At 36.1% G+C, this 13,405-nt stretch carries 10 protein-coding genes and 1 riboswitch; of the genes, 8 read left to right on the top strand and 2 right to left on the bottom strand.

Annotated features, from left to right (window positions below; translation table 11 throughout):
- Positions 1–22 precede the first annotated feature (22 nt).
- The 3 genes from AC4BBR_RS13590 to AC4BBR_RS13580 all read left to right on the top strand — a co-directional run bounded on the left by AC4BBR_RS13590 (position 23) and on the right by AC4BBR_RS13580 (position 4,772).
- A complete protein-coding gene (locus tag AC4BBR_RS13590) occupies positions 23–1,201 on the top strand; it encodes an NAD(P)-dependent malic enzyme (RefSeq protein ID WP_490460042.1) in 1,179 nt (392 codons plus the stop codon).
- Between the two features lie 161 nt (positions 1,202–1,362).
- Complete coding sequence (gene metG, locus AC4BBR_RS13585; protein ID WP_490460041.1) at positions 1,363–3,372, top strand: methionine--tRNA ligase; 2,010 nt, start codon at positions 1,363–1,365, stop codon at positions 3,370–3,372.
- 167 nt (positions 3,373–3,539) lie between these two features.
- Positions 3,540–4,772, top strand: a complete 1,233-nt coding sequence (locus AC4BBR_RS13580) for a hypothetical protein (protein WP_490460040.1) — start codon at positions 3,540–3,542, stop codon at positions 4,770–4,772.
- Positions 4,773–4,930: 158 nt separating this feature from the next.
- Here the strand turns inward: AC4BBR_RS13580 and AC4BBR_RS13575 are convergent, their stop codons facing one another.
- Both AC4BBR_RS13575 and AC4BBR_RS13570 read right to left on the bottom strand, forming a co-directional pair.
- The gene (locus tag AC4BBR_RS13575; protein ID WP_490460039.1) at positions 4,931–5,521 is read right to left on the bottom strand and encodes a hypothetical protein; all 591 of its coding nucleotides are present in this window, start codon (positions 5,519–5,521) and stop codon (positions 4,931–4,933) included.
- Positions 5,522–5,691: 170 nt separating this feature from the next.
- A complete protein-coding gene (locus AC4BBR_RS13570; RefSeq protein WP_490460038.1) occupies positions 5,692–7,863 on the bottom strand; it encodes a HelD family protein in 2,172 nt (723 codons plus the stop codon).
- 332 nt (positions 7,864–8,195) lie between these two features.
- On the opposite strand from AC4BBR_RS13570, the gene AC4BBR_RS13565 reads away from it, so the two are divergent.
- From AC4BBR_RS13565 to gcvT, 5 genes are all read left to right on the top strand, one after another.
- Entirely contained in the window at positions 8,196–8,966 is a 771-nt protein-coding gene (locus AC4BBR_RS13565; protein ID WP_490460037.1) for a TatD family hydrolase, read from the top strand.
- Complete coding sequence (gene rnmV, locus AC4BBR_RS13560; RefSeq protein WP_490460036.1) at positions 8,963–9,559, top strand: ribonuclease M5; 597 nt, start codon at positions 8,963–8,965, stop codon at positions 9,557–9,559. The genes AC4BBR_RS13565 and rnmV overlap by 4 nt, the downstream gene beginning before the upstream one ends.
- Entirely contained in the window at positions 9,556–10,437 is an 882-nt protein-coding gene (gene rsmA, locus AC4BBR_RS13555; protein ID WP_490460035.1) for a 16S rRNA (adenine(1518)-N(6)/adenine(1519)-N(6))-dimethyltransferase RsmA, read from the top strand. Before rnmV ends, rsmA begins: the two co-directional genes overlap by 4 nt.
- 227 nt (positions 10,438–10,664) lie before the next feature.
- Positions 10,665–11,858, top strand: a complete 1,194-nt coding sequence (locus AC4BBR_RS13550; protein WP_490460034.1) for an MFS transporter — start codon at positions 10,665–10,667, stop codon at positions 11,856–11,858.
- A 152-nt stretch (positions 11,859–12,010) separates the two neighbouring features.
- Positions 12,011–12,114, top strand: a riboswitch (glycine riboswitch).
- Positions 12,115–12,301: 187 nt separating this feature from the next.
- Positions 12,302–13,387, top strand: a complete 1,086-nt coding sequence (gene gcvT, locus AC4BBR_RS13545; RefSeq protein ID WP_490460033.1) for a glycine cleavage system aminomethyltransferase GcvT — start codon at positions 12,302–12,304, stop codon at positions 13,385–13,387.
- The last annotated feature ends 18 nt before the right edge of the window (positions 13,388–13,405 follow it).

Here is a 13,405-nt window from a genome sequence, read left to right as displayed (position 1 = left end):
ATTGGAAAGGAATGGGAATAATATGGCAGATATTTATGAAGAAGCATTAAAAGCACACGCGCAATGGCGAGGGAAAATTGCTATTCATTCAAAAGTTGAGGTAAATACAAAAGAAGATTTGTCTTTAGCTTATACACCAGGCGTTGCGGCACCTTGTAGAAAAATCCATGAAAATCCGAATTCAGTTTACGATTATACTTGGAAGGGAAATACCGTTGCCGTTGTGACAGATGGCACAGCAGTTCTTGGTCTAGGTGATATTGGTCCAAAAGCAGCATTACCCGTTATGGAAGGTAAGGCATTATTGTTTAAAGAATTTGCTGGAATCGATGCAATACCAATTTGTTTAGATACGAAAGATCCAAAAGAAATCATTAATATCATCAAAGCGATGGCTCCCACATTTGGTGGAATCAATTTAGAAGATATTTCTGCGCCTCGCTGTGTCGAAATTGAGCGTACGTTGATTGAAGAGCTGGACATACCAGTGTTTCATGATGACCAACATGGAACAGCCATCGTCACGATTGCCGCATTGATCAATGCATTGAAAATCGTCCATAAAAAAGTCGATGAGATCAAAGTTGTTGTCTCAGGAACCGGTGCAGCAGGGAGTGCGATCTTAAAAATGCTGCATCATTTTGGTGTGAAGAACGTCATCGCATTTAACATCGATGGCGCATTATCTAAAACAATGGACAGACCAATGAATTTTTTGGAAAAAGAAATTGTAGAAATTACTAATCAAGAAAACTTCAATGGTTCTTTAGAAGAAGCAATGGTTGGGGCAGACGTTTTTATCGGTGTTTCAGCACCTAAAATCGTTTCAAAAGAAATGGTTTCATCAATGAATTCTGGAGCTATCGTGTTTCCAATGGCAAATCCTGAATCAGAAATCGACTATCAAGATGCAATCGATGCAGGTGCAGCAGTCGTTGGAACGGGTCGTTCAGATCATCCAAATCAAATCAATAATGTTTTAGCTTTTCCTGGTTTGTTTAAAGGGGCTTTTGTCGCTAGTGCAACGAAAATTACTGAGAATATGAAATTGGCTGCAGCAAAAGCAATTGCCGAAATCATTCCAGATTCTGAGCTTACAAGTGAGTATATTATTCCATCATCTTTCAACAAAAAGTTAGTGGATGTTATCATTCGAGAAGTCGCTGAAGCGGCTACACAAGATGGTGTTATCAGAGCTTAAACGAAAGGTTAATTCGAAGTTTCTACCAGTTTTTTCTAAGATGAAGCTGGTGGAATTTTGTTATATAGAGAAAATACAAGGAATTCTAGTTCAATAAAGCCAAGTATGGTATACTATTTAGGAGTAAATTCAAGAGAATGCTAGAAGGAGGATGTTTCTACATGTCAGAAAAAGAAACATTTTATATCACCACCCCGATTTATTATCCAAGCGGACAACTACATATCGGCAATTCATATACGACAATTGCCTGCGATGCGATGGCCCGTTACAAACGCTTGATGGGCTATGACGTATTTTACTTAACAGGTGTGGATGAGCATGGACAAAAAATAGAAAATAAAGCCTCAGAATTAGGCGTTACACCAAAAGAATATGTTGATAAAATGGCGGCAGATGTTCAAAAATTATGGAAAACGCTTGATATCAGCTATGATAAATTCATCCGTACAACAGATGATTACCATAAAAAAGCTGTTCAGCAAATCTTTGATCATTTGTTAGAGCAAGGCGATATCTACCTTGGTGAATACGAAGGCTGGTATTCAGTTTCAGATGAAGAGTACTTTACCGAAACGCAATTAGCAGAAGTCTACCGTGATGAAGAGGGTAAAGTAATTGGTGGTAAAGCACCAAGCGGTCATGAAGTTGAATTGGTCAAAGAAGAATCTTATTTCTTCCGCATGAGTAAATATGCAGATCGTTTATTGGATTACTACAATGAACATCCAGAATTCATTCAACCTGAATCACGTAAAAATGAAATGATCAATAATTTCATCAAACCAGGTTTGGAAGACTTAGCTGTATCACGTACGACATTTTCATGGGGCATTCCATTGTCTAATGATCCAAAACATGTGGTTTACGTTTGGATCGATGCGTTGTCAAACTATATCACAGCTCTGGGCTATGGATCAGAAGATGACAGCCTATTCCAAAAATATTGGCCAGCTGATGTTCATATGGTTGGAAAAGAAATTGTCCGTTTCCATACGATTTATTGGCCAATTATGTTGATGGCATTAGAGTTACCTTTACCGAAGAAAATTTTCGGTCATGGTTGGCTATTGATGAAAGACGGCAAAATGTCTAAATCTAAAGGAAATGTCGTTTATCCAGAAATATTAGTTGATCGCTATGGCTTAGATGCTTTGCGTTATTATTTATTGCGCGCGATTCCTTTTGGCAGTGACGGTGTCTTTACACCAGAAGATTTTGTTTCCCGTTTAAACTATGATTTGGCAAATGATTTAGGTAACTTGTTGAACCGTACAATTGCTATGATCAATAAATATTGTGAAGGTCATGTTCCGACATACGCGTCAAAAGTTACCCCCTTTGACAGCGAATTATCAACAACTGCTGCAAATGTAATTGGTAAATATCATGAAGCAATGGAAAAAATGGAATTCAACATGGCAATTGCTGAAGTTTGGACCTTGATTTCACGTGCCAATAAATATATCGATGAAACACAACCATGGGTTTTAGCCAAAGATGAAGAGAAGAAAAATGAATTAGACAGTGTGATGGTCCACTTAGCTGAAAGTTTGCGTATCGTAGCGATACTTTTACAACCTGTGATGACTGAGACACCCAAAAAAATCTTCGAACAATTAGGTTTAGATCCTGAAACAATGAATATGGAAGCTATCCATTTTGGTGAGTTTCCAACAGAAATCAAAGTTGTCGCGAAAGGAACCCCAATCTTCCCGCGTTTGGAGATTGATACAGAAGTTCTGTATATTCAAAAGAAAATGGCCCAAAATACTCAAACAACAACAGAAGAAATCAAATGGAACCCTGAAGAAACAGAACTTATTTCGACAAAAGAAAAAGAAATCAAGTATGAAGATTTTGATAAAGTAGAATTAAAAGTAGCGGAAGTCATTGATTGTAAAAAAGTCAAAGGGGCAGATAAATTACTACAATTCCGCTTAGCTGCCGGAGACGAACAAGATCGTCAAATTCTTTCAGGTGTGGCAGAATTTTATCCAGATCCAAGTGCTTTGATAGGTAAAAAAGTCGTGATCGTAGCGAATTTGAAACCAAGAAAAATGCGTGGACAGATCAGTCAAGGAATGATTCTTTCCGCTGAATCGCCAGAAGGCAAATTGCAAATCATCGATGCACCAAAAGACATGCCAAATGGAGCAGTCATTGCGTAATTGAAGCAACAAAAAAATAAGAAGTCGCCAAAGTGTTTGTCTAAGTTTGTACTAGATAAACACTTTGGTTGTTTTAAAGAAAATATGAAGATTTATGTGAAGAATATATTTTTATGTATTATTAATATTAGAACTAAAAAATGGGTTAATACCAAGGAGAATATTGTATGAAAATGAGAAAGTATCTATTGGGGATAATTACAGGAGTCGTAATTTTTTTATTAGCAGCTTGTGGGGCGGATCCAAGAAAAGATTTTACAAAGGAGTTATTTAGTTCAAAAGGCGAAGAATACAAAGCCGCAAGTTTTAAGGTGAAGATCAAAGATTTGATGTACACTGGTTATGAAGACGGTGTTTATTTAAATATGCTTGCAAGTCAATTAAAAGATATGAGCCTTGACGGAAAATATGTGATCGATGACAAAAAAGATAGAATAGAGATGGACATTACAGCGAATCTACTTGGTCAAAAATTACCATTCCAATTTGTTGGGAATAAAGATAATTATTATATGTCTACTAGCTTTGTTTCAGGGATGCTGGATTTAGCGAATGCATTTAACTATCCAGTTGAACTTAGCGAAAACGATTTGAACAGGTTAAAAGGAAAATATATTGATATTGCAGAAGCAGGTGATACGCTTACTTCTGGAGAACTTGACAAGAAGACACCTTCATTGAAGAATAAAACATTTATAAATGCCGAAAATTCTAAAATGGCTAGAGAGATAAAAAAATTAATCGAAAGCTTTAACAAAAAAACGTTTACAAAAAACAAAAATATCGTGACACACACATTTACTAAAAAAGAAATCATCCAAATGATGAAAAAAATCGATGAAGTTTCTAAAGAAGACAAAGACTATAAAAAATCAGGCAATCAAAAAGAAATGAAAGAAGCTATCAAGTCCTTAAAAAATGATCTAGATAAAATGGACATTAAAGTTAGCATCAATCAGAAAACAAAGGACTTTGACATAGAAATGTCCTTAGCTGCGACGGATGATGAAGAGGCTAAAATGAGTATTGCTATGGTAATCTCTGTTAGTCCACAAAAAGATAACGGAAAAATCAAAATGCCAAATAAAAAAGAAATCATCCCTCAAGAAGAGTTAAATGATATTTTATCGACGATTAAAGGAGATGAATCAGGAGATTCAGTTTCAGACTTAACGGATGATTCAATCGATTACAGTGACTTGAAAGGTGATCCAGAGATTCAAAAGTTGGTGAATGAGCAATTAGATGAAATGATCCAACAAATCGAAGCAAACCCAAGCGCTATAACAGAAGAGAATGTAAAAGAACTGCGTGAAGGTGCAAAAGAGGTTTTTAATGAAGAGCAAATGAAAAAATTAAATGATGCTTTAGATAAAGCGTTAAATGCTGGAATAATTTAGAAAAATAATAAGAAAGACGATTTTCTCTGTATTAGCTGAACCTTAAGTTTAACTAGTGCAAAGATCGTCGTCTTCTTTAGAGATTGGATTAAGTTAAGATCAAAAATAGATTGCCTCTTATGGAAAACGGGGGCAATCTATTTTTATTAATCAATCGACTAAAATTTAAATTTTTTATTCGCATTAAATCTGCGGAAACGAGTGGGTAAAAGCATAAGGATTATCGTATAAGGCACGCTAATGATCGACCAAGTCAAGGTTCGACTCAAACTGTTATTTTTATACAACCAATTAAGTAAAAAATGCAAGCCTAATATACTAAAAGCAACAAAAATCAAAATGACATAATTAGGCTCATCTTTAACAACAGTTCGAAGGATTCCACCGATTAAAGGCACTAGATAAAAATAAGCGCTGGTTAATGAGATACGCCAACTTTTAGCCATGGTTCCAAGGTTTATCAAGAAAAATAAAATAGATAAAACAATTCCTAATGGTGGGAAAAACGCGATTAGAACCGAGTAAATAGCTCCCCATAAAAGCATCAATGGTCCTTTCACAATCGCTGCGATAATTATAAAGATCGCTATTAGAAGAAACTGCTGTGTCATAGTACCATAAGCTAATAAACCAAAGAGGATGAGCAGCAGCCAATGCCAAATTGTATTAACCTGTGGTTTTCTTTGAATTGATACGTTTTTTTGGATCGTTGATTTTAGAAAGTCAGCTTCTTCGAAGAAATTTTTCAAAAAGCACTCACTCCTCTCAAATTGAAAATCAGACTGGAGTTAAGTTTACTGCTGAATAGGTAAAAAAACATCGGGCTAAAGTCGGTTTTTTTAGCCTAATGTTTTAAGAATTGGTTAAGATAGAGTAGATAAATTTTGCTACTCTAAGGTTTTGCGTACGTATTTATTACTTAGTCCTTGAACAAGTCAGAAAGCTCTCCAACATAAGGCAGAAACACCTGTTTCATCCCCCGAGAAATCGCTGTATAGAGAATTTTCTTCTCTCTTTCAGTTCCCCCATAACGCGCTGTAGAAGGATCGTGGATGATCACATGATCAAATTCAAGCCCTTTCGCCATATCGATCGAAAGAATTTGAGAATCAATAGCGCTATTTTTTGGTAGGAGCTGCTGTTTCAATAATTCCGCTTCTATTGCAGTTTTTGTAATCACTACAGTATCATCCCCAGGTGCTAGTGAATCCAACAGTGAAGTTAACGTATCTAAATAGACCTCTTCATCTTCGCAATAAATAAAGGCAGGCTTCTCGCCATCCTTTCGAATCGAAACAATCTTGAGTTTCTCATGATTTGTCACTAACGTTTGAAAGAGCTGAGTGATTTCTTTACTTGAGCGATAACTATTCAATAATTGATAGGAAGTAACCGAACGGCTGGAAACAGATAATAACTCTTTGAGATCAATAAAACTAATCGAGGTATTAAAGATCGCCTGATTTTCATCGCCAGCTAAAGTGAAATTCGCTTGCGGGAATAATTTAAGCAGCAAAAGAATTTGCGCTTCCGTGTAATCTTGCACTTCATCCACTAAAATAAACGCCATTTGCCGATTCGATAAATCTTCAATAAATTTATCTTTGAGCAATAACAAAATCACTACTTCATCTGCAGTGTAATCTGTGGGTATTCTTTCATACGAATCTTCTTGATAAAGCTGATATAATGCTTTGAAAAGCAACCATTGATCAAACCAAGCAAAATCAGCGATCGCATCCACTACTTTACGGTATTTTTGTTGCAATCGTTGTAGGGCAAACTCTGCTAATTGTTCCTCATCTTCTTCTGCAAATGTTATGTCAAAATAGCGCAATTGTTCGGCCTCTGTCAAGTCTTGCATTTGATCGATCATTTGTTTAGATTTTGACTGTTTGATCAAGTACCGATTCCACAAACTTGAAAGTTTTTCTTTTGTTGCTGAAATTCTGTCTCTGATCGATAAAGTCATAGGTGTTTCTTGATATAAATTAAAGATTAGTTCAGCAGAAAAAATCGGTTTCCGTTTGAATAAAATCGGTTGAAATAGACATTCTTGAATGAGAGAGGAATCTTGGAACGCTTGAATGAACGCAACAAATTCTTGTGATTGAATCACTTTTTGTTGAGCATTTACTTGTTCAGCAGTGATCCGTTTGAAATAAGCTGACTCACTTTCGATTGGCGCTTTTTCTCTAAAGGTGAATTTAAGAAATTGTAACAAGGTTAAATTCAACGGATTGCGCTCACCTAAATTTGGTAACACTTGAGAAATATAATCAATAAAGGTCGAATTAGGAGACAGCAGTAAAATATCATCAGCCGTAATCTGTGTCCGATGATTATAAAGCAAATAAGCAATTCGCTGCATGATCGCAGACGTTTTTCCGCTACCAGCAATTCCATTAACTAAAAGCAAGGGATGACGTTCGTCACGAATGATCTCATTTTGTTCTTGTTGGATCGTGGTTGTTATATCTTTCATGTACTGAGAAGAATCGGCTTCTAGTGAATGAAGTAAAATATCATCTTGAATGGCCAGACTTGTGTCAAAAAAGTTAATCAAGCGATCCTCTTCAATAATCAGTTGTCTTTTTAGGTTTAAGGTAACAGGAATCTCATTGTTATTGACCTGATAATTACTGTCGCCTAAAACATTATTGTAAAAAAGTGAGGCAATCGGTGAACGCCAGTCATAGATGCGTGATTCGCCATCTAGATTAGTAAAGTCATTCATGCCGATATAAAAAACGTCACGATCAGAGTCATCCTCTAAAAACGTCACATCAATTTTTCCAAAATACGGAACGTTAAGTAGTCGCTCGACTTTTTCTAGTTGCTTAGCCGCCGTTGCATTTTGAATGTTTAACTGATCGATTTCTCGATTTTTCATTTCCATTATGGCAAACGTTTCTAAGTTATCTGAGTAACTATCAAAATTTAGTTTAGTGTCGCCGCCAAATTGTTCAAGCACCGATTTTCCTGTAGTGTTGACGTCATCAATAGCGGTTTGATACGTGTCTTTTGCTTGGCTTAATTCTTTATAAACCTGTTGCAAATGTTGGGTTTCTTTTGTGCGGTCATTTGACATAATAGTTCCTCCTGACATAAATTGCCGTGACCGATTAGTATAAGTTATTTTTTTGAATAAAGCAACGATAAGAAGCTGATAATTTATCTGTGCTGTCCATTCAGCTTTTGGTCAAAATGTGATAAAGTATAGAAGACAAGGAAGACCTAATTGTCTGAGAGAAGTCCATTAGGAGTAGTAGCTAACGTAAATATCTATCTAGCTTCATGGGCTAGCTCTTCGGAAAAAAGATAAAAATGGAGTGAGATAAAAAGCGTCTCAATCAATTTTTCCTGTTTTTCAGTCAGAGCTAAACGAGCCCATTCAGCTTTTAATTTAAGGAGTGAATGAATATGATTTTTGATTCCCATACCCATTTAAACGCAGAACAATTTAATGATGATATTCCTGAAACAATTGAACATGCGAAAGAATTAGGTGTAACAGAGATGGCAGTGGTCGGTTTTGATATGCTGACGATCGAAAAGTCTCTAGAACTTAGCCAACAATATAAAGAAATCCAAAGTATTATCGGGTGGCATCCAACAGAAGCGGGCAGCTACACACCCGATATCGAGAAAAATCTGCAGCAATTATTAACCACACCAAAAGTCGTGGCACTTGGTGAAATCGGGTTAGATTATTATTGGATGGAAGACCCAAAAGAGGTTCAAGATCGTGTGTTTAGACGCCAAATCGCCATTGCCAAAGAAATGAATTTGCCAATCAGCATTCATACCCGAGATGCGATGGAAGATACGTATAAGATTCTAAAGGAAGAAGATATTCGTGATATTGGCGGAATCATGCACAGTTTTAGTGGAGATTCTGAGTGGATGGTGAAATTTTTAGATATGGGCATGCATATTTCTCTAAGCGGTGTGGTGACGTTCAAAAAAGCACTGGAAGTACAAGACGTAGCAAAAGCCGTTCCATTAGATCGTCTACTAGTTGAGACAGATGCACCGTATTTAGCGCCAGTACCGTATCGAGGAAAACGTAATGAACCAGGTTATACTCGCTATGTCGTAGAAAAAATCGCAGAACTACGAGAAGTTCCATTTGAAGAAATAGCAAGACAAACAACAACTAATGCACATCGCTTATTCAGGTTAGCCGAATGACAGATAAATTGAGAATTGAAGAGATTATTGTCGTTGAAGGAAAAGACGATACTAGACGAATTCAAGAAGTGGTTGATGCAGATACGATCGAGACGATTGGCTCCGCGATTAATGATGATATTTTAGAACAAATTGAGCATGCCCAAGAAACGCGTGGTGTCATCATTTTTACTGATCCAGATTTCTCAGGTGAAAAAATTCGCAAAACGATCATGCAGGTGGTTCCTGATGCCAAACATGCATTTCTTTCACGTCAGCTTGCTGCACCTAAAAAAAGAGGGAATAGTTTAGGCGTGGAACATGCCAGTGATGAAGCGATTTTAGAAGCGCTAGAAAAAATTGTGACACCTGTCAATGAATCAGATGATTACCAAGAAATCCCTAGACAAACGTTGATCGAATATGGTTTAATAGCGGGAGCTCATGCAAAAGAACGCCGTGAAAAACTAGGCGATGAATTACGTATTGGCTATACAAATAGTAAACAACTGACCAAACGCTTGAAAATGTTCCGCATTACAGAAAATGAACTGATAGAAGTTATGAATAAATTAAACGTGTTAGCTAATGAAAAATCGGAGGAATCAATTTGACAGAATATAAAGAAATAGCCACCCCCTCAAGAACCAAAGAAATTTTGAAGAAACATGGCTTTTCATTCAAAAAAAGTTTAGGCCAAAATTTTTTAACAGAACCGAATATCTTACGGAAAATCGTTGAGACTGCAGGAATCGACACTCAAACCAATGTAGTAGAAGTAGGACCAGGGATTGGTGCTTTAACAGAACAATTGGCTAAAAATGCTGCACAAGTGTTAGCATTTGAAATCGATGACCGCCTAATTCCAGTTTTGGAAGATACAATGAGTCCCTATAAAAATGTTACGGTTGTTCATAATGATGTGCTAAAAGCAAATTTAGTTGGTACAACGAATGAGATTTTCAAACAAGAGCTGCCAATCAAAGTGGTAGCAAATCTACCTTATTACATTACAACACCGATTATGATGCACTTTTTAGAATCTGATTTAGATGTACAAGAAATGATCGTCATGATGCAAAAAGAAGTCGCAGATCGCATTTCAGCCAAACCAGGAACAAAAGCTTACGGCTCTTTATCAATCGCTGTTCAATACTTTATGGAAGCAAGTATCGCGTTTATTGTACCGAAAACAGTGTTTATTCCGCAGCCAAACGTTGATTCTGCCATCATTAAACTAATCAAACGAGAGAAACCAGCAGTTGAAGTGACAAATGAAAAAGAATTTTTCAAATTAACAAAAGCTTCATTCCAATTACGCCGAAAAACTTTGTGGAACAATTTGATTCATTTTTATGGAAAAGATGACCAAACAAAAGCTTGGTTGACAGAAAGTTTAACTGAAGCTGAAATTGATCCATCGCGTCGTGGGGAGACGCTGTCTTTATTAGAGTTTGGTCGTTTAAGCAATACGCTGGAAAAAAACCGTTAAAAGTCCAAAGTAAAAAGTAAGTTGAGAAAATACAACAAATTTTCTTGACCTATTTTTTTAGGGAAACAAAAGAATAGAAGTGAAATCCATAATGAACATTTTCAAAATAAGAAAAAAATCAATTTATTTTGACCATATGTTAAATAATTGAATTAAGTTATTGACTTTTATACAAATATTAAGGATAATCAGAGTTGGAAAGCGCTTTCTTTTATTGGGGGAACAGTATGGAAAATAAGAAAACAAGAAATGTTACATGGATGCTGGTAGCCATTTTTTTAGGCTATACCTGTATTTATGTAGATAAAACAACAATTGGTATGTCACTGGTAACTATTGCAAAAGATTTAGACTTTGATCCGCAACAAAAAGGATTAGTGCTGAGTGCTTTTTTTCTAGGGTATACGATTTTTCAAATCCCGTTTGGGTATTTAACTGGTAAAATTGGAACTAGAAAAGTAATGATTGCATCCGTTTTTTTGGTAGGTATTTTTCTTTTTTTATTCGGCTTCGGTTTTTCTTTATTGTATTTGATTTTGATTCGATTTATGACAGGAGCTGTTGCTCATTCTGGTTATCCGTCTTCTGTAAGTACATTTATTTCTCAAGAATTACCTATGGAAAAACGAGGTCCTGCTCAATCTACAATGATTGCCTCTTCTGGTTTTGCTGGAATTGTAGGTCCGTTATTGATTGCACCACTTTTACTACAAGTCGGTTGGCATAAAACCTATTATTTTTTAGGAGCGGTAGTTGTATTAATCGCAGTTTTAATGTATTTTGTGATTCCAAAAGAATTTGGTGGAGTGAAGGAACAGTTAAGTAATAAACAGGCCATTTCTTTTCGAGATGTATTAAGGGATCGAAATGTCTGGATTTTGATTTTTGCTGCATTTTTTATTAATGCTGCGCTTTATGGATTGAATGGCTGGATGGCAACTTATCTGGTTGAAGCACATGGCTTGGCTCTGACTCAAACAGCTTATGTAACAGCTGTTATTGGATTTTTTACAATGATTGCGGCAGTGCTAGGTGGTGTCATGGTAAATAAATATTTTCTTGGTAAAGAAAAAAATGTGGTTTTTCTCGCAACAATCGGCGGTGGTATTTTTGCCGTTTTGGTTTCAGTTGTCGGAACATTTTTGATGAGTATGGTGGCATTAACATTTGCGGTGGCATTTGCTAGTCTAGCTTTCGCAACGTTGATGAGTATTCCAGTGAAACTATTTCCTTCCGAAGAGGTTTCTGCAAAATATGCTACCATCAATGCAATTGGTGTCTCAGGTGGTTTTGTAGCCCCAACGATTATAGGCGTTTTGATTAAATTCTCTAATGGTGCCTTCTTTAGTTCATTTTTATTTATAGGAATTTCTTTTATGGTTGCAGGAGGCATTACGTTACTGGTTCAAAAAAGTAAGTAATCATAATTCAGAGTTTTGAAAAAAATAAAAGTCTATGAGAAAATTTATACATGAATTACAGTGAGAATGGGTAGATCTATACCTCACTATTATAAATGAAAAACGAACAACAATGATATTCAATAAATATAGGCACAAAATAAATTAGATGGAAGAGAATTACGGGAGAGACTAGTGATAGCACCGAAGGAATAAATAACCAATGGCGCAAAGCATTGGTTATGAAGATCTCAGGTAAAAGGACCGTAATTGGACATCACTCTGGAAAGCGAAAGCACCGAAGGAGCAACTCTTCGAGATAAAGAAGACGAATCTCTCAGGTTTTGTACAGAGGAGCAGGCATTTTTTTAAGATGTCTGCTCCTCTGTTTTTATATCGTTATTTTAGTTTGGAGGTGTCGTAGTAAAGTAATAAAAAGACAAAGAGGCAAAGGAGTGGAAACGATGGATTTAAAAACACCTTTATACGAGGCACATCTTGAAGCTGGTGGAAAAATGGTTTCATTTGCTGGCTACACATTACCTGTTCAATATAAAAATACAGGTGTGATCAAAGAACATTTAGCTGTTCGAAATAAAGTGGGAGTATTTGATGTTTCCCATATGGGTGAAGTTGTTTACGAAGGAAAAGATGCTTTAGCAAATTTGCAGTATGTATTAACAAATGATTTTGGCAATTTAGAAGTAGGACGTGTGAGATATACATTAATGTGTAATGAAAATGGTGGTGTGATTGATGACTTATTAGTATATAAATGTAACGAGGAAAAATACTTATTAGTGGTCAATGCAGCAAATAGAGTAAAAGATATTGCATGGCTGAAACAGCATTTATTCGGTGAAGTTAAGTTTACAGATCAGTCCGATCAATATGTTCAAATTGCACTGCAAGGAGCATTTGCTAAAGAAATTATTAAACAATTAACAAAAGAAGAAGATATTCCTAAAAAATATTATAGTTTTAGAGAAAATGCCAATGTTGGCGGTGTGACCTGCATTTTATCTCGAACAGGTTATACTGGAGAATTTGGATATGAATTATATTGTCAGCCTGAAGAAGGGGTCAAATTATGGAACTTGCTACTGGAAACAGGGAAAGAGTATGGTATTATTCCATGCGGATTAGGCGCTCGTGATACATTACGTCTAGAGGCTGGAATGCCTCTTTACGGCCATGAAATGACTGAGAAAATCACTCCGTTTGAAACAGATCTAAGCTTTGCGGTCAAGTTGAAAAAAGAAGATTTTATTGGTAAAAAAGCACTTCTAGATAAAGGTGAGCCAACCATCACTCGAATTGGTTTACAATTGACAGATCGTGGAATCGTTCGTGAAGAGGCAGATATTTATTTTAATGGAAAGAAGATTGGACAAACAACCTCAGGTACAATGTGCCCGTTTATTAATAAAGCGTGTGCAATGGCCTTAGTTGAAAAAGGAATTGTAATACTGGGTTCTAATATCGAAGTTGAAGTCAGAGGGAAAAAAATCGCAGCAGAAGTTGTAACAATACCGTTTCTAAAAAAATAATAAAAAAGAAGGAGTCGT

It is taken from the genome of Enterococcus sp. AMC1251 (assembly GCF_058216535.1).
The sequence above is the reverse complement of the archived record's forward strand: the minus strand, read 5'-3'. Positions and strand labels throughout refer to the sequence as shown.

Coding starts and splice junctions, on each gene's coding strand:
- AC4BBR_RS13590 (WP_490460042.1), top strand. CDS start 23: ATGGCAGATATTTATGAAGAAGCATTAAAAGCACACGCGCAATGGCGA.
- metG (WP_490460041.1), top strand. CDS start 1,363: ATGTCAGAAAAAGAAACATTTTATATCACCACCCCGATTTATTATCCA.
- AC4BBR_RS13580 (WP_490460040.1), top strand. CDS start 3,540: ATGAAAATGAGAAAGTATCTATTGGGGATAATTACAGGAGTCGTAATT.
- AC4BBR_RS13570 (WP_490460038.1), bottom strand. CDS start 7,863: ATGTCAAATGACCGCACAAAAGAAACCCAACATTTGCAACAGGTTTAT.
- AC4BBR_RS13565 (WP_490460037.1), top strand. CDS start 8,196: ATGATTTTTGATTCCCATACCCATTTAAACGCAGAACAATTTAATGAT.
- rnmV (WP_490460036.1), top strand. CDS start 8,963: ATGACAGATAAATTGAGAATTGAAGAGATTATTGTCGTTGAAGGAAAA.
- AC4BBR_RS13550 (WP_490460034.1), top strand. CDS start 10,665: ATGGAAAATAAGAAAACAAGAAATGTTACATGGATGCTGGTAGCCATT.
- gcvT (WP_490460033.1), top strand. CDS start 12,302: ATGGATTTAAAAACACCTTTATACGAGGCACATCTTGAAGCTGGTGGA.